Source organism: Actinosynnema sp. NPDC023794, from assembly GCF_040639675.1.
Classification (GTDB): domain Bacteria; phylum Actinomycetota; class Actinomycetes; order Mycobacteriales; family Pseudonocardiaceae; genus Actinosynnema; species Actinosynnema luteola.
In genome coordinates, this window is record NZ_JBFAFR010000001.1 from 300,982 (window position 1) to 322,029 (window position 21,048).

Consider the following 21,048-nt stretch of genomic DNA (forward strand, 5'->3'; position numbering starts at 1 on the left):
GAGAGCACCCTACCCTCTCCGCCATGGACATGGTGGACCTGTGGCGCCCGACCGGACGTGCCGAGCTGGACCTCGTCGCCGCGTCGCGGTGGCGGGCGTGGCCGCCGCGGCTGCCCGACCAGCCGATCTTCTACCCAGTGGTGAACCGCTGGTACGCCACCAAGATCGCGCGGGAGTGGAACGTGCCCGCCGAGGGCGTCGGTTTCGTCACGCGGTTCAGCGTGCGGCGCGACTTCCTCGCCCGGTACCCCGTGCGGCAGGCCGGTGGGCGTGACGTGCTGGAGCACTGGGTGCCCGCCGAGGACTTGGAGGAGTTCAACGCCAACGTCGTCGGCGAGATCGTGTGCGAGGCCGAGTACCGGGGGCCGGTGGCGGACGAGGAGTTCGACCACGCCGAGGCCGCGCTGGGACGTCCGCTGCCGGCCGCGTGGCGGCGCTACCTCCAGGGCGAGTCGTGGTTCCGCAGCGGGTGGCGGGGCGACCAGTTCGTCGCCCTCTACACGCCAAGGGAGACGCTGGAGGCCACCGAGCACGCGGGCCCGGCGGTCATCGGCGACGACGGCGCACGGGGGCGGCTCGCGTTCGACCTGACCCTCGACCCGGCTCCCGTGTCGCTGTCGGGTGCCCTGCCGGTGGCCCCGGACGCCGACGCGTTCACCGCGCGGGTGGAGGCCGGCGACCTCTCCTGGTGACCGCGCACGAGCCGCCGGTAGTGCATTCGGGTGGCCGAACACCCTTCCAAAAGACGCTGACCGCACCGTGACGGGTGGCTAGCGTCGAGGCGTCGGGGGCTTCGTCACCTTCCGGTTCCACCGCCACCGCGGGTCTGCGACGCCCCCGGACCGCGCGATCCTCGCGCGCGCCGAATCCGGGAGGTATGTGTGTTCAGACCACGAAAGCGCGGTAAAGCCCTGGGAGCCGCCGTCCTGGCGTTGGGGCTCGTCGCCGCGCCGGTCACGGGGGTGGCCGGTGCGGAGACCGCGCCGGCCACCCCCGCGGCGGGCGTCCAGCCGCGGACCGTCACCCTCGTCACCGGTGACCGGGTCGTGGTGACCGGTGACGCGGTCGGGTCGCTGCGGCCCGGTCCGGGTCGCGACGACGTCACCTTCCACTCGACCTATCGGGACGGTCGGCTGAACGTCGTCCCCGAGGACGCGCTCAAGGGCATCGCCTCGGGCAAGCTCGACCCGCGGTTGTTCGACGTGACGGGCCTGGTCGAAGCCGGCTACGACGACGCCGGCAGCGACCACGTGCCGCTCATCGTCACCGGCACGCCGACCACCGGCCTGCGCTCCGCCCGCGCGCTGCCCGGCGCCATCGCAGCCCTCGCGCCCAAGGCGGACGCCGGCGCCGTGTTCCGCGACCTGCTCGCCGACCCCGGCGTGACCAGGGTGTGGCTCGACGGCGTGCTGCGCCCGTCCCTCGACCGCTCGACCGCCCAGATCGGCGCGCCGACCGCGTGGCAGGCCGGCCTGACCGGCAAGGGCGTCCGGGTCGCGGTGCTCGATGGCGGCGTCGACGGCGACCACCCCGACCTCAGGGGCAAGGAGGTCGCCGAGCGCAACTTCACCGCCGACCCCGACGCCACCGACGTCACCGGGCACGGCACGCACGTCGCCGCGACCATCGCCGGCGGCGGCAGGACCTACCGGGGTGTCGCGCCCGACGCCCGCATCCTCGACGGCAAGGTCTGCGGTGACAACGGCTGCCCCGAGTCCGCGATCCTGGCCGGCGTGCAGTGGGCCGTCGACGAGGGCGCGGACATCGTCAACCTCAGCCTCGGCGGCTACGACTCACCCGGCGTCGACCCCCTCGAGGACGCGATCAACCAGCTGACCGAGAAGACCGGCACCCTGTTCGTCGTCGCGGCGGGCAACGGCGGGCGGTCCAAGTCGATCGACTCGCCGGGCAGCGCCGACGCCGCGCTCACCGTCGGCGCGGTCCGGCACGACGACGACCTCGCCCACTTCTCCAGCCGCGGCCCGCGCAACGGCGACGGCGCGGTGAAGCCCGACATCACCGCGCCCGGCCTCAACATCGTGGCCGCCAGGGCCGCCGAGGGCACCCTCGGCACCCCCGTCGGCAGGCGGCACGCGGCCCTGTCCGGCACCTCGATGGCCACGCCGCACGTCGCGGGCGCCGCCGCCCTGCTCGCCCAGCGGCACCCCGACTGGACCGGAGCGCAGCTCAAGGCCGTCCTCATGGCCTCCGCCAAGCCGAACCCGGGGCTGTCCGTGTTCGACCAGGGCACCGGCCGGGTGGACCTGCCGCGCGCGATCACGGCGCACGTCGGCGCCACGCCGGTGAGCGTCACGTTCGAAGAGCAGCTGTGGCCCCACCACGACGACACCCCGGTCACCAAGACCGTCACCTACCGCAACAGCGGTCCCGAGCCCGTCACGTTCGACCTCACCGCCGAGCTCCGCGGCCCGAACGGCGCCGCCGCGCCCGCCGGCCTGCTCACCGCGACCCCGGCGAAGGTCACCGTGCCCGCCGGCGGCACGGCCGCCGTCGCGGTCACGGCGGACACCAGGGTCGGCACGCTCGACGGCGTCTACTCCGGCGCGCTGGTCGGCGGACCGACCCGCGTCCCGGTCAGCCTCGCCCGCGAGGTCGAGAGCTACGACATCGCGATCGAGAACATCGACGCCGACGGCAACCCGGCCCTGGACAACTCGACCGCGCTCGTCGGCATGGACAACGACGTCTACGAGAACTTGTACGGCCCCGACGGCACTGCTCGCGCACGCGTGCCCAAGGGCGAGTACATGGCGCGAGCGGTCATCCGCTCGTGGCCCAAGACCTGGGTGCTCGCCCGGCCGACCCTGACCGTCGACGCCGACCACACCCGCTACACCTTCGACGCCCGCGTCGCGAAACCGGTGCAGGTCACCGCTCCCGACCCCGCCGCGGCCCCGATGATCGGCGACATCAACGTGTCCCGGGTGCTCAACGGCAGGCGCGTCGTGCTCAACACGGCGTTCCTCGGCGGCTTCGGGGACATGGCGCTCGGTCACGTGGGCCCGACCCTGACCGACCAGGAGCTGACCGTCTCGATCGGCGCGCAGTTCCAGAGCCCGCCGGTCGACGGCACGCCGACGCACTACCGGTTCCGCTGGATGGAGCAGGGCGCGGTGCCCACCGGGTACACCCGCGCGCCGACCAGGGCCGAGCTGGCCGAGGTGCGGACCACGTTCGCGCCCGGCCCGGCCGACCGCCAGTACCTGCACAGCGGCAACGCCAGCCCGCCGGACGGCTCGGGCGGCTGGTCGGTGGGACTGCCCGTGCCCGTGGGCGGCGCGGTGGTCGACCTGGTCACGCCCGACCGGCTCACCTGGAGCTGGGGCTTCCAGCGGTTGTCGCCCCAGTACCGGACCGAGGCCGACTACTCCTCGTTCAACCGCACCTACCGACTGGGCGAGGAGCACGCGGAGCGGTTCGGGCGCCCGGTGCTCGGGCCCGGGTTGTCCGGCTACTCGGCCACCTACCTCGGCGTGCACGAGGACCGCGTCACGGCGCAGATCCCGCTGATCAACGACCGCGACGGCAACCTCGGCCGCGGCAGCCACGAGTCGGCGCGCACCTCGGTGTACCGGGACGGGCGGCTGGTCGGCCAGATCCGCGACCAGTGGGGCGAGTTCACCGTGCCGGAGGGCGAGGGCCGCTACCGGGTGGAGCACGACATCGTCCGCGATCCGACCGCGCACGAGCTGACCACGCGGGTCAGCGGCGCGTGGACGTTCCGGATGGCGACCCTGCCCGACGGGCACGGCCGCCGGCTGCCGATGTCGGTGGTGCGGTTCAACCCGGAGCTCGACGCCGCCGGCGGCACGCCCGCCGGACGGCTGCTGAGCGTGCCGCTGGTCGTGGAGCAGCAGGACGGCGCGGACAACGGCGAGGTGGGCCAGGTCCGGGTCGACGTGTCGTTCGACGACGGCAAGACCTGGCGCCGGGCGCCGGTGGCGGGCGGGGCAGCCCTCGTGCGGCATCCCGCCGCGGCCGGCTACGTCTCGCTCAAGGCGTCCGGCGCCGACAGCGACGGCAACACGTTCGAGCACACCGTGATCCGCGCTTACAAGATCACGCGCGAGTAGCGCGCACGGTGGCGCCCCGGGCCGGTCGACCACCGGCCCGGGGCGTCGGCGGGACGGGCACCGCGATCGGCGGGTGTCAGCCCCAGACCGGGAGCCACGCCTGCCAGCGGTCCTCCTCGCAGGAGTTGCGGCGGTTGAACTCGGCGGCCACCTCGACCCCGAACAGCCGACCGCTCACCTTGGCGTGCTCCGGCCCGAAGACGCGGTCGTAGCAGTGCGCCGTCGGCGGTGGCGGCTTGATCGTGCCCGGTGACTTCCGGATCGCCTCGCACGCCGCCTTGGGCTGCGGGTGCGTGCCGCCGTCCGGGTCGCACGTGAGGCGGAACTCGCGGACGACCGGCGTCAACCGGCCGTACACGGAGATGGTGAGGTCGGTGGTCGGGTCGGCGGTCGGGGCCGCGGTCGCGGCGGGTGCGAGCACCGCGGCGAGCGCGGCCACGACGGACAGCAGGGACAGCGCCCCGCGGATCGGGCTGATGACGGACACGTCGGTCTCCTCCAACTGATCTGCGTTGATCAAAAGGGAACCCGGTCGGGCGGCGGCGGTGTCCGCACCAGTAAACCATCTGTCCACTGTGGACAAGCTTCGGCAGGCCGCAGCGCCCCGGCACGGCCGGCGTCACCGAGGGCATGACGCTGATCGTGCACTCGTCGTCGTCCCGGCGCTCACGCCGCAAGTCGCCGAAGGCTCGCCGTCCGTCCCGCCCGGCCGATCTCCCGGGTCACGCAGACCCAGGTCGGTGATCACATCCTCGCGCACGGTCGTGCCCGCCGTGGCGGTGAGCGCGAGCACGGGCGGCCGGCCGACCCGCTCCACCGCCGAGCCGAGCCCCAGGCAGTCGGGCCGGAAGTCGTGGCCCCACGCGGACACGCGGTGCGCCTCGTCGACCACGACCAACGCGGGCTCGCCCAACCGGTCCGGCACGTCGGGCTTGGCCGGTTGCTCGGGCGAGACCAACAGGTACCGCGCCCGACGACCGCCCACGGGGCCTCGTTGTCCACTTCGGACTGCGCGGAGTTCACCAGGGCGGCGGGCGGCACGCCGTTGCCGCGCAGCGCCTCGTCATGGCCCGGGAGTTGCCGGCCCGGAGCGGATCTGACTCGCGTCACGCGCGGTCGAGGACCGCGGTGCGGTCGCCCGGTCCGGCAGTCACCGATCACCCGGAACGCGAGGTCACCCGTGATCGCCGCCGCCGCGCAGGGACGCCACCAGCGCGGTGACGGCCGGGTGCCACTCGCGCCCCGGCGGGCCGCACGCCACCAGCCGGCGCACCACCCTCGGCCGCAACGGCACCAGCACCAGCCCCGGCGCCGGCATCGACGCCACCAGGCCGGGCACGATCGAGATGCCGACCCCCGCCCGCACCATGGCCAGCAACGTGCCCAGCTCGCGCACCCGGTGCAGCGGGTCGAACGGCAGGCCCGCGTGCACCTGCCGCACGTGCCGCTCGCACCCGCCGCACGAGAGCAGGAACGGGTCGTCGGCCAGGTCCGCCACGTGCACCTCGCCCACACCGGCCAACGGGTGGTCGGCGCGCACCAGGGCGTGGAACGCGTCCTCGCCCACCAGCACGCCGCGACCGGGCGGCGGGTCGACCACCACGGCCATCTCCACCGTGCCGTTGGCCAGCCACTCGGCGACCTCGTCGTCCTCGCCCTCGAACACCCGCACCCGCACGTGCGGGAACTCCGCCTCCCACCGGGACATCAGCTCCGGCAGCAGCCCCTGGCACACGGTCGGCGGCGCGGCCAGCCTGATCGTGCCGCGGGCCGCCCCACCGTGCCGCGCGGCCAGGTCCGTGATCGCCACCGACGCGGCCACCGCGGCCCGGGCGTGCGCCACGACCTCCGCGCCGAACGCCGTCGGCCGGGGCCTGCCGCGCCGGACCAGCACCGGGTGGCCGAGGGTTCGTTCCAGCGCGGCCACGGCGTGCGACACGGCGGACTGCGTGAGGCCCAACGCGTCGGCGGCCGTGCCGAAGCCGCCCTCGTCCACAACGGCGAGGAACGCGCGGAGCTGCGCGAGGTTCAGGGCCATGAACAACTCTCATGGGTGGGCAGGTGTCACTTGTTGGACTCATCATCGCAGGTGCGGAGATCCTCGCCCAGTGCAGACGTCCGGGAAGTTCGCGCTGTTGTCGGTGATCTGGGGCGGCAGCTTCGCGTTGATCAAGGTCGCGGTGGACGCGGGCGTGCCGCCGGTGTGGGTGGCGTTGTTCCGCTGCCTGTTCGGCGCGCTCACGTTGTGGGCGGTCTGCCTGGCGCAGGGCGCGGCCGTGCCGCTGGACCGGCGCACGTGGGGTCACGCGGCGGTGGTCGCGCTGCTGCTCAACGCGGTGCCGTTCACGCTGCTGGCGCACGGCGAGACGCAGGTCAGCTCGGTGCTGGCCGGTGTCTTCAACGCCACCACGCCGTTGACCACGCTGGTGTTCGTGCTGCTCATCGTGCCGAGCGAGCGGATGACGGTGGCCCGGGTCGCCGGGCTGCTGGTCGGCTTCACGGGCGTGCTCGTGGTGCTGGGCGCGTGGCGCGGGTTGGCGGACGACGTCCTCGAAGGCAGCCTCGCCTGCCTGGGCGCGACCGCGTGCTACGGCGCGGGTTTCGCCTACACCCGCCGGTTCTTCTCCGGTGGCGACCACAGCGCGAGCGCGTTGTCGGCGGTGCAGATCACGTGCGCGGCGCTGCAACTGGCGTTGGTCGCGCCCGCGTCGGGCGGCTTGCCGTCGTGGCCGGGCATGTCGGCCGCGGTGGCGCTGGTCGTGCTCGGCGCGGCGGGGACGGGACTGGCGTACGTGCTGAACCTGGACGTGATCCGGGCGGCCGGGCCGGCGGTGGCGTCGACCGTCACCTACGTCGCGCCGCTGTGGTCGACGGCGATCGGCGCGGTGCTGCTCGGCGAGCCCGTGGGGTGGAGCACGCTGGTCGGCGGGGTGGTCGTGATCGGTGGTGTGCTGCTGGCCCGATCCCGGCCGAATGTGAGGATCACTGCATGAACGCGATCTACGTCTTCGTGCACGGCTCCAACAGCAACTCGTTCCACTGGTCTCCCCTGCTCCGCGAACTCACCCTGCTCGGCCGCCGCGCGCTCGCCGTCGACCTGCCCGGGCACGGCTTCGACGCCCCGTTCCCCGCGTCGTACCAAGCACCTCAGGACCTGGCGTCGCTGGCCACCGCCCCGTCCGCGCTCAAGGGCGCGAGCCACGCCGACAACGTCGCCCACGTGATCGACGTGGTGCGCCGGGCGGGCGAGCACGGCCCGGTGGTCCTCGTCGGGCACAGCCGGGGCGGGATGACCGTGACCGGGGTGGCGAACTCCGTGCCCGAGCTGCTGCACCGGGTCGTGTACGTGTCCGCGTGGTGCTGCGTCGACGTGACCGCCGGCGGGTACATGGAAGGGCCGGAGTGGGCGTCGAGCGCGCTCAACGACCTCCCCGGCCTGCTCGCGGGCAACCCGGCCGAGCTCGGCGCGCTCCGGATGAACTGGCGCACCGCCGACCCGGAGCTGCTGGCCAAGCTGAAGGTCGCGATGCTGGCCGACGGCACCGACGCGGAGTTCCTGGCCGCGCTGAACACCCTGGAGCCCGACGAAAGCCTCGACGGCGGCAGCGACCGCGTCGACCCGGAGGCCTGGGCACGCCTGCCGCACACCTACGTCCGACTGACCGGCGACCGCTCGGTCCCGGTCGGGCTGCAGGACCGGTTCATCCGCGAGGCCGACGCGCTGCTCCCGGACAACCCGTTCGACGTGCGCACCCTCGACACCAGCCACATGGGCTTCCTGGTCCGCCCGAGGCAGGCGGCCGAGCTGCTCACCGGACTCGCGTAGTCCCGGTCCGCCACCAGAATCCCGGTTTGTCGAATTATTGCGTGACCCTGCTCACTTCTTGCATGCTGATGCCGTCCCTCCAACGAAGGAGCGTGCGGTGTCCCTGTCACGCAGGACATTCCTCGGTTCGGCCCTGGCCGCCTCCGCCATGGCGGCCACCACGTCGACCCCGGCGGGCGCGGCCAGTCCGCCGGGCGACGTGGTCGGCAAGATCACCGTCGGCTACCAGGGCTGGTTCGCCGCCCGGGGCGACAACTCGCCGATCGACGGCTGGTGGCACTGGAGCGACGACTGGGGCCAACCGCCCTCGCCGTCGAACCACGCGCTCATGGCGTGGCCGGACATGACCGACTACGCGACCAAGTACCCCACCGCGTTCGGCACGCTGGGCAACGGCCAACCGGCCACCGTCTTCTCCAACCACGACTACCAGACCGTGGACGTGCACTTCCGCTGGATGCGCGAGCACGGCTGCGACACCGCCGCCCTGCAGCGGTTCAACCCGACCGGCGGCGAGGGCCCGATCCGCGACGCCGTCACCGCGCACGTCCGGCGGGCCGCCGAGGCGCACGGTGTGAAGTTCTACGTCATGTACGACGTCACGAACTGGACGACCATGCAGTCGGAGATCAAGGCCGACTGGCTCGCCAAGATGCGCGCCCACACCTCGTCGCCCATGTACGCGCGCCAGAACGGCAAGCCGGTGGTCTGCGTCTGGGGCTTCGGCTTCAACGACCCCGGCCGCCCGTTCACCCCGCCGCAGTGCCAGGACGTCGTCGACTGGTTCAAGGGCCAGGGCGTGTACCTGATCGGCGGCGTGCCGACGCACTGGCGGCGCGAGATCGAGGACTCCCGGCCCGGGTTCGGCGGCGTCTACCGCAGCTTCGACATGATCTCGCCGTGGATGGTGGGCCGGATCGGGACCGTGGCCGACGCCGACCACTTCTTCTCCAACGTGAACTCGCCCGACCTGGCCGAGTGCGCCCGGCTGGGCATCGACTACCAGCCGTGCGTGCTGCCCGGCGACCTGTCCCGGCGGCACCGGGCGCACGGCGACTTCATGTGGCGGCAGTTCTACAACATGTGCCGCCTCGGCGTGCAGGGCATCTACATCTCGATGTTCGACGAGTACAACGAGGCGAACCAGATCGCCAAGACGCCGGAGACGCAGGCGGGCATCCCGGTCGGCTCGGGCTTCCTCGCCCTGGACGAGGACGGCACGCGGTGCTCGTCGGACTACTACCTGCGGCTCACCGCCGACGGCGGTCGGATGCTCAAGGGGCAGATCGCGTTGACCGCCGTGCGCCCGACCAGGCCGATGCTCACCGACACACCGCCCGTCGATCGCGACCTCGCGGCGGGCAGGTCGACCACGCAGAGCAGCCAGACCCAGCACTACGGCAGCCACTTCGCGGTGGACGCCGATCCGCACAGCTACTGGGAGAGCGCGAACGGCGCGTTCCCGCAGTGGATCGGGGTCGACCTCGGCACGGTGGCCGCGCCGCGCCGGATGGTGCTCAGCCTGCCGCCGAACCCGGCGTGGGGACGCCGCACGCAGACCATCGCGGTGGAGGCGGGGGTGGACGGCTCGACGTTCACCACGGTGGTCGGCGCGGCCGGCCACGTGTTCGACCCGGCCACCGGCAACGCGGTCACCGTCACGCTGCCCACCGGGGTAAGCGCGCGGCACGTCCGGCTGAGGTTCAGCGGCAACACGGGCTGGCCGGCCGGGCAGCTGGCCCGGTGGCAGGTCTTCGCCTGAGCGCCTGGGAGCGCTCCCACGGTACGCTGCCGCGCATGACGAGCGTTCTGGTCACGGGTTCGGCGGACGGTATCGGCCGGGAGACGGCGGCGACGCTGGTGTCGCTCGGGCACCGGGTGGTGCTGCACGCGCGCGACGGGGCGCGGGCCGGGCAGGCGCTGGCCGCCGTGCCGGGTGCGGCCGGCGTGCTGGTCGGCGACTTCGCGTCGCTGGCCCGGACCAGGGAGATGGCCGCGGCGGCGGACGCCGAGCCCTTCGACGTGGTGATCCACAACGCGGGGCTCGGCGGCGGCCTGCCCGAGCGGAGGGTCACCGAGGACGGCCTGGAGCTGTTGTTCCAGGTGAACGTGCTGGCGCCGTACCTGCTCACGGCGCTGATGCCCCGGCCGCGGCGGTTGGTCTACCTGACGTCGGGGCTGGAGTCGCAGGGCGTGGCGGACCTCGACGACCTCCAGCACGAGCGGGGCCCGTGGAACGGCATGCAGGCGTACTCGGACTCCAAGCTGCTGGACGTGGTGCTGGCGTTCGCCGTGGCGCGGCGGTGGCCGGACGTGCTCAGCAACGCGGTCGACCCTGGCTGGATCAAGACCAAGCTGGGCGGTCCCGACGCCACCGACGACCTGCCGACCGGCGCCGACACCCAGGTGTGGCTGGCGGCGAGCGACGAGCCCGCCGCCACCGTCACCGGCCGCTACTTCAAGTGGCGCGAGGACCTGCGAGCCAACCCCGCCGCCTACGACGTGGAGATCCAGGAACGCCTGCTCGGCGCCTGCGCGGAGATCACCGGCGTCACGCTGACGTGATCACCTCCCCGGCGGACGGCGTCGCCACGAGCAGCGCGATCGGGTGAAGCTCGCCTCGACCAGGTCCGCGTCGTGCGACGGCAGGCCCCACTCCGGCACGACCGCCGAGCAGCCACCGCGAGAGCACCGGGCAGTGGCCGGGTCCATCGGCACGCCGATCGCCCACGCGGGTCCGGCGCGCGGTGGTGGCCCGGCCATGCGGCCCTCTCCCAGGGCGTGCCGAAATGGCCCGTCACCGCCGGGCGGGGTTGCCTACGATCGCCGCGTGCCAAGACCTCCGCGGACCGCGCTGTCCGCGTTCGTCGTCACGGACGAGCCAGTCGTGCTGCCCGGCGGCCGGGGCGGGACGTGGCGCGCCGGCGGGGTGGTGCTCAAGCCGGTGGACTTCGAGCCCGAGACGCGGTGGCGCTCCGACGTGCTCGCCGCGCTGCCGCCGTCGACCGCGTTCCGGGTCGCCCCTCCCGTGCGGTCCGCGTCCGGTGACTGGGTGGTCGACGGGTGGAAGGCGTGCCGGTTCGTGGCGGGCGAGCCGGACGTCGGCCGACCCGACGACGTGCTGCGGGCCGGGATCGCGTTCCACGAAGCCGTGCGCGACGTGCCCCGACCCGCGTACCTCGACCTCCGCGGCGACCCGTGGTCGGTCGGCGACCGGGTCGCCTGGGAGGAGTCGCCGGCGGACGTCGGTCCGGCGGCGCTCGACCTGCTGGCGCCGCTGCTCGCGGCGCGGGCTCCGGTGGACCTGCCGGCCCAGGTCGTGCACGGCGACCTCGCGGGCAACGTGCTGTTCGCCGCCCACCTGCCGCCCGCGGTGATCGACTGGCCGCCGTACTGGCGACCCGCGTCGTGGGCGGCGGCGGTCGCGGTGGCGGACTGCCTGTGCTGGCACGGCGCGCCCCCGGAACTCCTCGACCGGTGGTCGCACCTGCCGGAGTGGGACCAGGTGCTGCTCCGGGCGTTGATCTACCGGATCGTCACCCAGGACCGGGCCGCCGGGGACTGGCCGGCGGACCAGGTCCGCGCCTACCGGCCCGTGATCGACCTGGTGGTGGCCCGGGTCAGCGGGCCAGGGTCTCCTCGGTGACCTGCCACAACTTCGCGGCCGCCTCCGGGTCGAGCGCGTAGGCCGCGACACCGCTGATCATGGTGTCGCCCGTGTTCGGCAGGGCTTCGCCGCAGTCCTCGAAGTACCGACCGCCGACGCCCTCCAGCAGCGGTGACGTCGCCAGCAGCACCGACGTGGCCGCGCCCTGCTCAGGGGTCTTCAGCGTGAAGCCGTCGGCCACGGCCTGGCTGATCATCGCGTCCATCTGCGCGCGGTCGGCGTGCCGTTGGAGGTTGGTCATGATCCCGCCGGGCATCACGGCGTTCACCGTGATCCCGTCGGCCGCCCAGCGCTTGTTCGCCTCCACGGCGAACAGGATGTTCGCGGTCTTCGACTGCCCGTAGGCCGTCCACGGGTCGTAGGGGCGGTCGGTGTAGTGGATGTCGTCGAAGACGACCGGCGACATGAGGTGCGCGCTGGAGCTGACGGACACGACCCGTGCGCCCTCCTGGGCCAGGAACGGGTGCAGGCCCCTGGTCAGCGCGAAGTGGCCGAGGTGGTTGGTGGCGAACTGGAGTTCCCAGCCCTCCGGCGTGCGGGTCTCGGGCGTGGCCATCACGCCCGCGTTGTCGACCAGGATGTGCAGCGGGCCGTCCCAGCCGGCGACGAACGCCGCCACGGACGCCTGGTCGGCCAGGTCGAGCCGCGCGACCCGGACGTCGCCGCCGATCTCGTCGGCCACCCGCCGCCCGGCCTCGGTGTCGCGGACCGCCAGCGTGACCTCGGCGCCCGCCGACGCCAACGCCCGGGCGGTCTCCACGCCGATGCCGGACGCGGCGCCGGTGACCACCGCGCGCTTGCCGGTCAGGTCGATGCCCGCGACGACCTGCGCCGCGGTGGACTCCGCGCCGAACGGCGTGGTGATGTGCTCGGTCATGTCTGCTCCCCTGCCGTACACTGAAGCGGAGGTTCCTCCGTTACGTTCGACAGTAACCGGAGACTCCTCCGCTTAGCAGTGAGAGCCGCGTCACACCCGCATGGAGGCACCGTGTCCCGCCCACTGCGCGCGGACGCCCAGCGCAACCGCCACCGCTTGATCGAGACGGCGCTGGAGGCGTTCACCGTCGAGGGCGCGGACGCCACGCTGGACGCGATCGCCAAGCGCGCGGGCGTCGGCATCGGCACGCTCTACCGCCACTTCCCCACCCGTGAGGCGCTGGTGGAGGCGGTCTACCGCAACGAGCTGGCCAAGCTGTGCGACGCCGTGCCCGACTTGCTGCGCACACTGCCGCCGCACGAGGCGACCAGGGCGTGGATGGACCGGTTCGTCGAGTACATGGCCACCAAGCAGGGCCTGGGTGACGCGTTGCGCGCGGTCATCGCGTCCGGCGGCGACCCGTACGCGGAGAGCAAGGACCGGCTGACCGAGGCGATGGGCACGTTGCTGAAGGCCGTCGACCGTCCGGACGTCGAGCCGTTGGACGTGATCGCCACGATCGCCGGCATCGCGCTCACGGTGCCCGACGTCGGCCCGGCGGACGGGATGCTCGACCTCGTGATGGACGGCCTGCGCTACCGACCCTGACGCCGCCCGCTCGTGACGTCCTCCTAACGGGCTACGACCTGTAACGCGTCCGCCCGGCCCGGCGAGTCCCCGAGCAGGTATGGGCCGAGCGGAGTGGAGCGGGTGATGGTGAACCGTCGGGTGTTCCTGGGTGCGGCGGGCGGCGCGGTGGTGGCGACCGCCGCCGGTCAACTCGTCGCCCCGGCCACGGCGCACGCCGCCCAGGGTGGGTGGTCGAGGTGCCGGAAGTGCCGGAGCTTGTTCTTCCCCAACGTGGCGGCGGTGTCGCTGTGCGTCGGAGGCGGGGTCCACGAGCGCGACCCGTTCGACGGGGTGGTGTACAAGGTGCTGCTGGAGCAGGACGGTCTGACGGAGCAGGTGGGGTGGCGCTCCTGCGCGGCGTGCCAGTGCCTGTGGTGGGCGGGCGGCTTCTCCGGCCACTGCCCCGGCGACCCCCACGGCCACCGGGTGAACAGCCGGACCGTCCGGGCGTCGTTCGCCTACGTCGTCGAGCACGACCTGGGCAACCCCGAGCACTGGCACCACCGGGGCTGGAGCTCGTGCTTCAAGTGCGCCGACATCTTCCTGCCCGCCTACGGGACCATCCCGGCGGACAACGGCCGGTGCATGGCCGCCCCCGGTTCGGGTCACGACGCCACCAACTCGTTCGACTACGCGTTGCAGGTCCACTCCGCCTAGCCGCGCTACCGGCGCACCGACAGCGCGCCGTCGACGGCCGCACGCCGCGTGCCGACGAGGTGCCGGCCCAGGTCGCCGCGCAACGTGGACACGGCGTCGAGCGGGTAGTTCTGCCGCACCCGCCACGGACCGCGGTCGCCTTGGCGCGGGAACGCGTCGACCGCCCGCTGGATGTAGCCGGAGGCCAGGTCCAGCAGCGGGCGGCGGACCAGCGGGCGGTCCGGGGTGGGCACGACGGAGGCGTAGCCGTGCCGGTCCATGTGGTTGACCACCCGGCACACCAGGCGTGAAGTCAGGTCGGCGCGCAACGTCCACGACGCGTTCGTGTAGCCGATGCACACGGCGAAGTTCGGCAGCCCGGTGATCATCGCGCCGCGCCAGACGAACTGCTCGGACAGCTCCACCCGCCGCCCGTCCACGCTCGGCGCGATCCCGCCGAAGGCGAGCAGCCGCAGCCCGGTCGCCGTGACCACGACGTCGGCCGCCAGCTCACGCCCGGACCGCAGCCGCACGCCGTCCGGCGTGAACGTGTCGACGTGGTCGGTGACGACCGACGCGCGACCGCGCTTGAGGGCCTCGAACAGGTCGGCGTCCGGGATCGCGCAGAGCCGCTGGTCCCAGGGGTCGTAGGTGGGCGTGAAGTGCTCGCGGACCACGGCCTCGTCCTGCAGCGCCTTGGTCGACAGCCCGGTGAGCACCTTGCGCGCGGCCTTCGGCCAGCGGCGGCAGAACTGGTAGAAGGCCACGCCGAACAGGATGTTCTTGGTCCGGATCAGCCGGTGCGCGACGTGGGCGGGCAGCAGCTCGCGGACCTTGTCGGCGAGCTTGTCGCGGCCGGGCACCACGCCGACCCACGTCGGCGAGCGTTGGAGCATGGTGACGTGCGCCGCGGACTCGGCCATCGCCGGCACCAACGTCACCGCGGTCGCGCCGCTGCCGATCACGACCACCCGCTTGCCCGCGTAGTCCAGGTCGTCGGGCCAGAACTGGGGTCGCACCACGTCGCCGCGGAACGACTCGACGCCGGGGAACACCGGGTCGTGGCCCTGGTCGTAGTCGTAGTAGCCGGCGCAGGAGTAGAGGAAGTCGCAGGTGATCACGCTCTCCGCGACGGCGCCGTGCTCGTCGCGACGGCTGATCGTCACCGTCCAGCGGGCGGTCTCGGTGGAGAAGTCGGCGGCGAGCACCCTGGTCCGGTAGCGCACCAGCCGGTCGATGCCGAACCGCGCGGCCGTGGCCCGGATGTAGCGGAGGATCGACGGGCCGTCCGCGATCGACTTCGCCTCGCGCCAGGGGCGGAACGGGTAGCCGAGGGTGAACATGTCCGAGTCGGACCGGATGCCCGGGTACCGGAAGAGGTCCCACGTCCCGCCCATCGCGTCGCGGGCTTCGAGGATCGCAACGGACTTGCCGGGGCACTCGGTGCGCAGCCGGTAGGCCGCGCCGACACCGGACAGTCCGGCGCCCACGATCACGACGTCGAGGTGCTCGGGAGTGGTCATGCGCCCAGTGTGCTGGAGGGGCCGGCGCGGTTCTTGACTAAGAACGACAAGTATTTGACCCTGTACGACATGTCGGTGGTCCGGTCGGCGGGGTTGCGGGGGTTCCGGGCGACGGTGGCCGAGCTGGGCGGCCGGGCCGAGGACTACGCCCGCGCGGCGGGCCTGCCGGTGGCCGCGCTCGACGTGGACGACCTGCTGGTGTCGGACCGGGTGATGGCGGCCGTGCTGGAGGTCGCCGCCGAGCGACTGGGCTGCCCGGACCTCGGCCTGCGGGTGGCCGCGCGGCAGGACTTCGGCATGCTCGGGCCGCTGGCGCTGGCCATCCAGAACTCGCCGACCGTGGCCGACGCGCTGGAGTGCACGTCGCGCTACCTGTTCGTGCACGCCCGGTCGTTGAGCCTGTCGCTGGTGGACGACCCCTACGGCGCGCCGGACCTCGGCGCGCTGCACTACGGCGTGCCGCCGGGCCTGCCGATCTCGGTGCAGGCGATCGACCTGGGTCTCGGGTTCCTGCACCGGTCGATCACCTACCTGGTGGGCGGCTCGTACGGGTTGCGCAGCGTGGAGCTGCCGTACACGCCCGTCGCGCCGCTCGCGGTGTACGAGGAGTTCTTCGGCGCGACCGTCCACACCGGACAGGAGGCGCCGTTGCTGCGGATGCCGCGCGCCCTGCTGGACCGGCGGTTGGCGGGCGGTGACGAGCGGGTGTGGCGGTTGGCGCTGGCGTTCCTGGCCGAGCAGACCGCGGGCGACGGTGCGACCACGACGGCACGGGTGCGCGGCGTGCTGACCCGGTCGTTGGGCACGTTCCCGCCGGAGATCGGCGCGGTGGCCCGGCTGGTGGACCTGCACCCGCGCACGGTGCAGCGGCGGTTGGCCGCCGAGGGCACCACGTTCGCCGCCGTGCTGGACGAGGTGCGGCGGGAGGCGGCCAAGCGCTACCTCACCACGACGGACATCCCGATGAGCCAGGTGGCGGGGATGCTGGGGCTGTCCGAGCAGTCGGCGCTGAGCCGCTGCTGCCGCCGGTGGTGGGGCATCACGCCGAGCGCGGTCCGCCGCGGGGCGTGATGCAGCAGGCGTCCGACGCGGGCGTGCTGTCGTGCCGGGTCAAGTTCCTGTCGCGTGAGGTCAAGCCGCGCCGGGCGGGCCGGGCCAGACTGGTGGTGTCCACCCACACGTCCTCCGGGAGACCTCATGTCCCAGCTCGCGCGTTACCGGTTCGCAGGCGGCACGGCGGTGGTGACCGGCGCGGCCAGTGGGATCGGCGAGCAGGTGGCGTACGGGTTGGCGCGGCGCGGCAGCGACCTCGTGCTGATCGACCGGGACGCCGAGCGGCTCGCCGCGGTGGCCGGGAGGATCCGGGGCACGCGGGTCGAGGCGCTCGTGGCCGACCTGTCCGACATCGCCGGGCTGGCCGACCTCGCGGCACGCGTGCTGGCCGCCGCACCGCGGATCACCCTGCTGGTCAACAACGCGGGCGTGGCGCTCGGCGGGACGTTCGACCAGGTCAGCGCGGACGAGTTCGACTGGGTCATGGACATCAACTTCCGCGCGCCGGTGGCGTTGACCCGGCTGCTGCTGCCGACGTTGCTGGACTCGCCGGGCAGCCACGTGGTCAACGTGTCGAGCCTGTTCGGCCTCATCGGGCCGCCCGGCCAGACGGCCTACTCGGCCAGCAAGTTCGCCCTGCGCGGGTTCAGCGAGTCGTTGCGCCACGAGCTGGCCGACCGGGGCGTCGGCGTGACCTGCGTCCACCCGGGCGGCATCCGCACCAGGATCGCGGAGACCGCGCGGGTGGCGTCCGGGGTCGGCGAAGCCGAGGCGGCGCAGGGCAAGGCGAGCTTCGCGAAGCTGCTCACCTACCCCGCGGACAAGGCGGCCGAGCGCATCCTGGCCGGCGTGGCGAAGCGCCAGGGTCGGGTGCTGATCGCGTGGACCGCCATCGCACCCGACATCCTGGCCCGCCTCTTCCCCACCTCGTACCTGGCCGTGATGAACCGCCTCAGCCCGGCCACGGCCCGCAACGCGACTCAGCGCAACACGACCTCCACCGGCAACTGAGTCACCTGGTCGTGCGACGTGATCACCGGCGACACGCGGTAGTCGTCGGTGTCGAAGAGCGCCCGCAGGTCGGCGCGGGGGTCCTGCATCGCCGCCGCCAGCCCGTCGGCCGCCGCGACGTCCTCTTCGGACAGTTCCGGGTCGTCGCTCAACCGGCCCCACAGGTCCCACAGGATCATCTCGTGCTTGTTCAACGACGCCAGGTCCTGCACGAGGTCGTGCCGCACCTGCGTGAGGCCGCGCGTGCCGGGGATCGTCAGCTCGGGCGAGACCACGAACCTCTCGGGCTCGATCGCACCCGAACGGCACGCCTGCCACGCGTCCGCGCCGACGAGGAACCGGTCCCTCGGCACGTCCATCAGGTCGACCTCGCCGTCCAGGAACTGCGGGTCGACCAGCCGCCACCGCCGCCCGTCCCACACCTCGGCCACCACGTGGTCCAGGTACCAGTCGGCGGCGACGTACCCGGCGAACCCGACCCGTGACCGCGCCGGCACGCCGTGGTGCCGCGCCATCGACACGAACAGCAGCGTGAAGTCGCGGCAGCAGCCCACGATCCGCTCGGTCGGCGCACGCTCCTCCCCCAGCGGCGCGGGGTTGAGCGAGTGCAGCCGGGCGAACATGTCCGCCGCGTACCGCAGGTCGACCTCCGCCAGCCGCCCCGCCGGGAACCCGTGGTCGGTGATGTCCCCGTTGCCCCAGTAGTGGAACACCAGCCCGGCCGCGGCCCGCCGCAACTCCGCCAGGTCTGGTCCGACGCCGTCCAGCCACCCGGCCGCCGGACCGGGGTCGGTGAACCGGCTGTGCGTGGTGTAGTCGATCATGTGGGCTCCCCTCGGCCTGTGTGCCGCCCTGTCTAACGCCTGCCCCTGGGACACGGTCAAGCGGTCACGGTGAACAGGACGTAGCCGTAGCTCAACTCCCGCCGACCGGGGTTCGCGCGGACCCAGCCGTCCACGACGTCGCCGGGGAACTCGATGCGCAGCACGGCTTCCAGCTCCGCCGCGTCACGGCACCGCCAGCACGCCATCACCTCGGTGCGGTCGGCGCCCCGCTCCCGCCACCACGCGTCGGTCGTGTCGGCGGTCCCCTGCGCGGACGCCCACGGTGAGGCGGCGAGCAGCTCGGAGAACTCACCGCGCCGCCAGTCGTTGTCGATCACGACCAGCGTGCCGCCGGGCCGCAGCACGCGCCGCACCTCGGCGAGACCGGGCTCGCAGTCCGGCGGGAAGAAGTAGGCGAACCGGGCGTGCACCACGTCCACGCTCGCGTCGGGCAGCGGGACGTGCTCCGCCGAACCGTGCCGCGCGTCCCCCCGCTCCCGCGCCCTGACCAGCAGGTCCGGGTCCGGCTCGACGCCGATCACCTCGCCCGCGTCGACCGCGTAGCGGGGCAGCCAGAACCCCGTGCCGCAGCCGAGGTCCAGCAACGTGCGCCCGGCCCAGTCGGCCTGCTCGCGCAGCGCGCGCCACACCAGCCCGCCGGGGTCGATCGCCTCGTTCTCCCGCTCGTAGAGGTCGGGGTGGTCGGCGACGTTGGGCGCGCGGTGGAAGTCGGAGAACGTCACGACGCACACCGTAGACACCGGCGCCCCGACCGCGCTCAGGATTCGAGGAGCCGCTCGAAATCCGTGCCCGACGTCCCGTGACGGGAATTCGAGCCGTCCACGACCGCCCTTTTCAACACTTCGGGCTCGACGTCGGCGACGTCTCGCGGGGAGGTCAATCCGGGCGCCTGCTCGTAATTCCAGACGATGACGTCGAGGAACACCGGATCCGTGAACCGCCAGCCCTGGAGCAGGAGCGCTTGGGAAATGGCCGGGAAGGGGGTGAAAGCCGGATTGGCGAGCCAGGTCAGCAGCAGGTCCTGCGTGACGCTGAAGTCCACGCCGGCGGTGCGCAGCGCCTCGATGATCGCCGGGGCGAGGGGCGGCGCGTTGCGCTCCGGGTCGAGTTCGACCAGCTCGCCGTAGAGGCGCACGGCGTCGGCCACCGCGGCCCGGGCGTCTTCTCCCCTTCCCTCCTGGTCGAGCTTTCGAGCGGTGGCGAAGAGCTCTTGCGCGCGTTCGACAGACGGCGGGTCCGAGGACGGGACCTCCCCCTCGTCCCGCTGGAAGGCGAGCACCGACCCGATCGACGCGGGCAGGCCGACGGCGATCAACGCGACGAGCACGGTCCGCCGGCGCGACCACCTCGGCGCCTCGGGCACGTGCGGCGTCCCGCTTGGGCCGGCGGCGCTGTCCTCCGACGCCGGCGGGTCGTCGTCCGCCCTGCGCGTGGACGACACCGCGGAGTCCAGCGGTTCGCCGCGGAGGACGGCCTGGTGCGCGGCCCGCAGCTCCGGACCGGGGTCGGCGCCCAGCTCGTCGGCCAACCGCTGCCGGACGGCGGTGTAGCGGTCGAGGGCTTCCGCGCCGCGCCCGGTCGCGTGCAGCGCACGCATGAGCAGGGCTTCGAGGGGCTCTACCAGCGGGTGCTCGGCGGCGAGGTCGGGCAACGCGGTGAGCACCGAGCCCGGACGGCCGAGCCGCAGCTCGAGCCGGGCCCACTGCACCACCGCGTCCAACCGCCGCCGGTCCCAGCTGTCCCGGACCTGCGCGGCCCACTCACCCGGCAGACCGGCCAGGGGCGAGCCCCGCCACAGCCCCAACGCCTCCGCGAGCGCGGCGGCCCGGTCCTCGTCGTCGCGGCGCGGATCCTCGCCCTGGTCGACCAAGCGCCGGAAGCGGTGCAGGTCCACCGACTCCGGGTCGATGTCCAGCACGTAACCGGCGTGCCTGCGCTCGACCCGCACCGCCGTCACGCCGGCGAGCGCGGCGGCCTGCTCCAGCAGTCGGCGGATCCGGCTCAGGTGCGAGTACAGCACGGCCCGCGGATCGGCGGGCGGCGCGTGATCCCACACGCGGTCGATCAGCGTCCCGATCGCCACCGGTCTTCGCGCGTCGAGGACGAGTGCGGCCAGCACGGCCTGCTGCCGCGGCGTGCCCACGTCGAGCGACCGGCCTGCCGACCACACCTCCACCTGGCCGAACATGCGGAATTCCACGTGCCCCCCGAACCGGTCGACTGTGCGTGGAGAAGCAGGCGGAAACCCGATGCTGACTGCTCCGCAAGATCGCCGCAAGGTCCGCGCACAGGGTGCGACACCACGGTGGAATCCGCTGCGCCGACCGATGAGGAGGCAATGACCTCAAGGGAGGAAGGCAGCGCGCATTCACTTCGTCGGAAATGGAGTCCCCCATGAACAGGTTGCGGACGTTGTCCGTGTTGTGCGCGGTGGCCGCCTTCGCGGTCGCCGGCACGTTCACCGCGTCGACCGTGATCGCCGACCCCGCGCCGGCGGGCACCGGTGATCGGCAGGTGGTCGAGGCGGTGCCGGACAAGGCCGACCCGAACCACATCGCTCCCGACCGCGTGCTCACCGCGGCGGAGGGGATGGCGATCAAGCAGCGCATCGCGTCGCAGCGGGCGTTGGCGCCGCAGTGGCACTGGATGGGCAACTACGCGAACCCCGGCGACGCGGCGGCCGTCGCCAACATGCCGCCCGCCTCCGGAGCGGGGGCGATCATGTTCGAGGTCGCCGACAACGGACTGGTCCCGGCGTGGATGTACTACTGACGCGGTGACGGCGCGACAGTCCCGCGCGGGGCTGTCGCGCCACCGCGTCGGACGGCGGCCCCGACTCGTGGTGTG

21 protein-coding genes are annotated in these 21,048 nt (G+C 73.2%); 12 read left to right on the top strand and 9 right to left on the bottom strand.

Annotated elements, in window-relative coordinates:
- Positions 1-23 precede the first annotated feature (23 nt).
- Entirely contained in the window at positions 24-692 is a 669-nt protein-coding gene (locus AB0H12_RS01345; RefSeq protein WP_499619949.1) for a hypothetical protein, read from the top strand.
- Between the two features lie 189 nt (positions 693-881).
- Positions 882-4,094, top strand: coding sequence for a S8 family peptidase (locus AB0H12_RS01350; protein ID WP_499619951.1), 3,213 nt, complete (start codon positions 882-884; stop codon positions 4,092-4,094).
- A 76-nt stretch (positions 4,095-4,170) separates the two neighbouring features.
- On the opposite strand, the gene AB0H12_RS01355 is transcribed toward AB0H12_RS01350, so the two are convergent.
- The 3 genes from AB0H12_RS01355 to AB0H12_RS01365 all read right to left on the bottom strand — a co-directional run bounded on the left by AB0H12_RS01355 (position 4,171) and on the right by AB0H12_RS01365 (position 6,132).
- Complete coding sequence (locus tag AB0H12_RS01355) at positions 4,171-4,581, bottom strand: SSI family serine proteinase inhibitor (protein WP_499619952.1); 411 nt, start codon at positions 4,579-4,581, stop codon at positions 4,171-4,173.
- Between the two features lie 132 nt (positions 4,582-4,713).
- Positions 4,714-5,079 (bottom strand): hypothetical protein, encoded by a 366-nt coding sequence (locus AB0H12_RS01360; RefSeq protein WP_499619953.1) that lies wholly within the window; start codon positions 5,077-5,079, stop codon positions 4,714-4,716.
- A 189-nt stretch (positions 5,080-5,268) separates the two neighbouring features.
- The gene (locus AB0H12_RS01365) at positions 5,269-6,132 is read right to left on the bottom strand and encodes a LysR family transcriptional regulator (protein WP_499619954.1); all 864 of its coding nucleotides are present in this window, start codon (positions 6,130-6,132) and stop codon (positions 5,269-5,271) included.
- 70 nt (positions 6,133-6,202) lie between these two features.
- Between AB0H12_RS01365 and AB0H12_RS01370 the strand changes: the two genes are divergently transcribed.
- From AB0H12_RS01370 to AB0H12_RS01385, 4 genes are all read left to right on the top strand, one after another.
- Positions 6,203-7,087 carry a DMT family transporter gene (locus tag AB0H12_RS01370; protein WP_499619955.1) on the top strand — a complete coding sequence of 295 codons (885 nt, stop codon included), beginning with the start codon at positions 6,203-6,205 and terminating at the stop codon, positions 7,085-7,087.
- On the top strand, positions 7,084-7,920 hold the full coding sequence (locus AB0H12_RS01375; RefSeq protein WP_499619957.1) for an alpha/beta hydrolase: 837 nt from the start codon (positions 7,084-7,086) through the stop codon (positions 7,918-7,920). The genes AB0H12_RS01370 and AB0H12_RS01375 overlap by 4 nt, the downstream gene beginning before the upstream one ends.
- 97 nt (positions 7,921-8,017) lie before the next feature.
- Positions 8,018-9,682 (top strand): glycoside hydrolase family 99 protein, encoded by a 1,665-nt coding sequence (locus AB0H12_RS01380; RefSeq protein ID WP_499619958.1) that lies wholly within the window; start codon positions 8,018-8,020, stop codon positions 9,680-9,682.
- 35 nt (positions 9,683-9,717) lie between these two features.
- Positions 9,718-10,485: an SDR family NAD(P)-dependent oxidoreductase gene (locus AB0H12_RS01385; RefSeq protein WP_499619960.1), complete on the top strand. Its 768-nt coding sequence runs from the start codon at positions 9,718-9,720 to the stop codon at positions 10,483-10,485.
- Here AB0H12_RS01385 and AB0H12_RS01390 read toward each other — a convergent pair whose 3' ends face one another.
- On the bottom strand, positions 10,486-10,683 hold the full coding sequence (locus AB0H12_RS01390) for a hypothetical protein (RefSeq protein ID WP_499619961.1): 198 nt from the start codon (positions 10,681-10,683) through the stop codon (positions 10,486-10,488).
- A gap of 67 nt (positions 10,684-10,750) precedes the next feature.
- Here AB0H12_RS01390 and AB0H12_RS01395 point away from each other — a divergent pair, with 67 nt between their 5' ends.
- Positions 10,751-11,566, top strand: coding sequence for a TIGR02569 family protein (locus tag AB0H12_RS01395; protein ID WP_499619963.1), 816 nt, complete (start codon positions 10,751-10,753; stop codon positions 11,564-11,566).
- On the opposite strand, the gene AB0H12_RS01400 is transcribed toward AB0H12_RS01395, so the two are convergent.
- Positions 11,541-12,464: an SDR family NAD(P)-dependent oxidoreductase gene (locus AB0H12_RS01400; protein WP_499619965.1), complete on the bottom strand. Its 924-nt coding sequence runs from the start codon at positions 12,462-12,464 to the stop codon at positions 11,541-11,543. The genes AB0H12_RS01395 and AB0H12_RS01400 overlap by 26 nt on opposite strands.
- Before the next feature lie 111 nt (positions 12,465-12,575).
- On the opposite strand from AB0H12_RS01400, the gene AB0H12_RS01405 reads away from it, so the two are divergent.
- Together AB0H12_RS01405 and AB0H12_RS01410 are read left to right on the top strand one after the other, a co-directional pair.
- Positions 12,576-13,112, top strand: coding sequence for a TetR/AcrR family transcriptional regulator (locus tag AB0H12_RS01405; protein ID WP_499619966.1), 537 nt, complete (start codon positions 12,576-12,578; stop codon positions 13,110-13,112).
- A 105-nt stretch (positions 13,113-13,217) separates the two neighbouring features.
- Positions 13,218-13,790 carry a hypothetical protein gene (locus AB0H12_RS01410; RefSeq protein WP_499619968.1) on the top strand — a complete coding sequence of 191 codons (573 nt, stop codon included), beginning with the start codon at positions 13,218-13,220 and terminating at the stop codon, positions 13,788-13,790.
- Between the two features lie 5 nt (positions 13,791-13,795).
- On the opposite strand, the gene AB0H12_RS01415 is transcribed toward AB0H12_RS01410, so the two are convergent.
- Positions 13,796-15,292, bottom strand: coding sequence for a flavin-containing monooxygenase (locus AB0H12_RS01415; protein ID WP_499619970.1), 1,497 nt, complete (start codon positions 15,290-15,292; stop codon positions 13,796-13,798).
- Between the two features lie 69 nt (positions 15,293-15,361).
- Here AB0H12_RS01415 and AB0H12_RS01420 point away from each other — a divergent pair, with 69 nt between their 5' ends.
- Entirely contained in the window at positions 15,362-16,363 is a 1,002-nt protein-coding gene (locus tag AB0H12_RS01420) for an AraC family transcriptional regulator (RefSeq protein ID WP_499619971.1), read from the top strand.
- A 171-nt stretch (positions 16,364-16,534) separates the two neighbouring features.
- Positions 16,535-17,356 (top strand): SDR family NAD(P)-dependent oxidoreductase, encoded by an 822-nt coding sequence (locus AB0H12_RS01425; protein WP_499620776.1) that lies wholly within the window; start codon positions 16,535-16,537, stop codon positions 17,354-17,356.
- Here the strand turns inward: AB0H12_RS01425 and AB0H12_RS01430 are convergent.
- The 3 genes from AB0H12_RS01430 to AB0H12_RS01440 are packed head-to-tail and all read right to left on the bottom strand — an operon-like array spanning position 17,326 to position 20,389.
- Positions 17,326-18,180, bottom strand: a complete 855-nt coding sequence (locus tag AB0H12_RS01430) for a transglutaminase-like domain-containing protein (protein WP_499619973.1) — start codon at positions 18,178-18,180, stop codon at positions 17,326-17,328. The two genes, AB0H12_RS01425 and AB0H12_RS01430, sit on opposite strands and share 31 nt — an antisense overlap.
- A gap of 56 nt (positions 18,181-18,236) precedes the next feature.
- Positions 18,237-18,923: a class I SAM-dependent methyltransferase gene (locus AB0H12_RS01435; protein ID WP_499619975.1), complete on the bottom strand. Its 687-nt coding sequence runs from the start codon at positions 18,921-18,923 to the stop codon at positions 18,237-18,239.
- Between the two features lie 35 nt (positions 18,924-18,958).
- A complete protein-coding gene (locus AB0H12_RS01440; protein WP_499619977.1) occupies positions 18,959-20,389 on the bottom strand; it encodes an AfsR/SARP family transcriptional regulator in 1,431 nt (476 codons plus the stop codon).
- Positions 20,390-20,595: 206 nt separating this feature from the next.
- Between AB0H12_RS01440 and AB0H12_RS01445 the strand changes: the two genes are divergently transcribed.
- Positions 20,596-20,973: a hypothetical protein gene (locus AB0H12_RS01445; RefSeq protein ID WP_499619978.1), complete on the top strand. Its 378-nt coding sequence runs from the start codon at positions 20,596-20,598 to the stop codon at positions 20,971-20,973.
- Positions 20,974-21,048 lie beyond the last annotated feature (75 nt).

Bases quoted from the DNA above. Each gene is read 5' to 3' on its own strand.
- AB0H12_RS01345 (WP_499619949.1), top strand. From the start codon at position 24: ATGGACATGGTGGACCTGTGGCGCCCGACCGGACGTGCCGAGCTGGAC.
- AB0H12_RS01365 (WP_499619954.1), bottom strand. From the start codon at position 6,132: ATGGCCCTGAACCTCGCGCAGCTCCGCGCGTTCCTCGCCGTTGTGGAC.
- AB0H12_RS01375 (WP_499619957.1), top strand. From the start codon at position 7,084: ATGAACGCGATCTACGTCTTCGTGCACGGCTCCAACAGCAACTCGTTC.
- AB0H12_RS01385 (WP_499619960.1), top strand. From the start codon at position 9,718: ATGACGAGCGTTCTGGTCACGGGTTCGGCGGACGGTATCGGCCGGGAG.
- AB0H12_RS01390 (WP_499619961.1), bottom strand. From the start codon at position 10,683: ATGGCCGGGCCACCACCGCGCGCCGGACCCGCGTGGGCGATCGGCGTG.
- AB0H12_RS01400 (WP_499619965.1), bottom strand. From the start codon at position 12,464: ATGACCGAGCACATCACCACGCCGTTCGGCGCGGAGTCCACCGCGGCG.
- AB0H12_RS01410 (WP_499619968.1), top strand. From the start codon at position 13,218: ATGGTGAACCGTCGGGTGTTCCTGGGTGCGGCGGGCGGCGCGGTGGTG.
- AB0H12_RS01415 (WP_499619970.1), bottom strand. From the start codon at position 15,292: ATGACCACTCCCGAGCACCTCGACGTCGTGATCGTGGGCGCCGGACTG.
- AB0H12_RS01420 (WP_499619971.1), top strand. From the start codon at position 15,362: ATGTCGGTGGTCCGGTCGGCGGGGTTGCGGGGGTTCCGGGCGACGGTG.
- AB0H12_RS01430 (WP_499619973.1), bottom strand. From the start codon at position 18,180: ATGATCGACTACACCACGCACAGCCGGTTCACCGACCCCGGTCCGGCG.
- AB0H12_RS01440 (WP_499619977.1), bottom strand. From the start codon at position 20,389: ATGTTCGGCCAGGTGGAGGTGTGGTCGGCAGGCCGGTCGCTCGACGTG.
- AB0H12_RS01445 (WP_499619978.1), top strand. From the start codon at position 20,596: ATGAACAGGTTGCGGACGTTGTCCGTGTTGTGCGCGGTGGCCGCCTTC.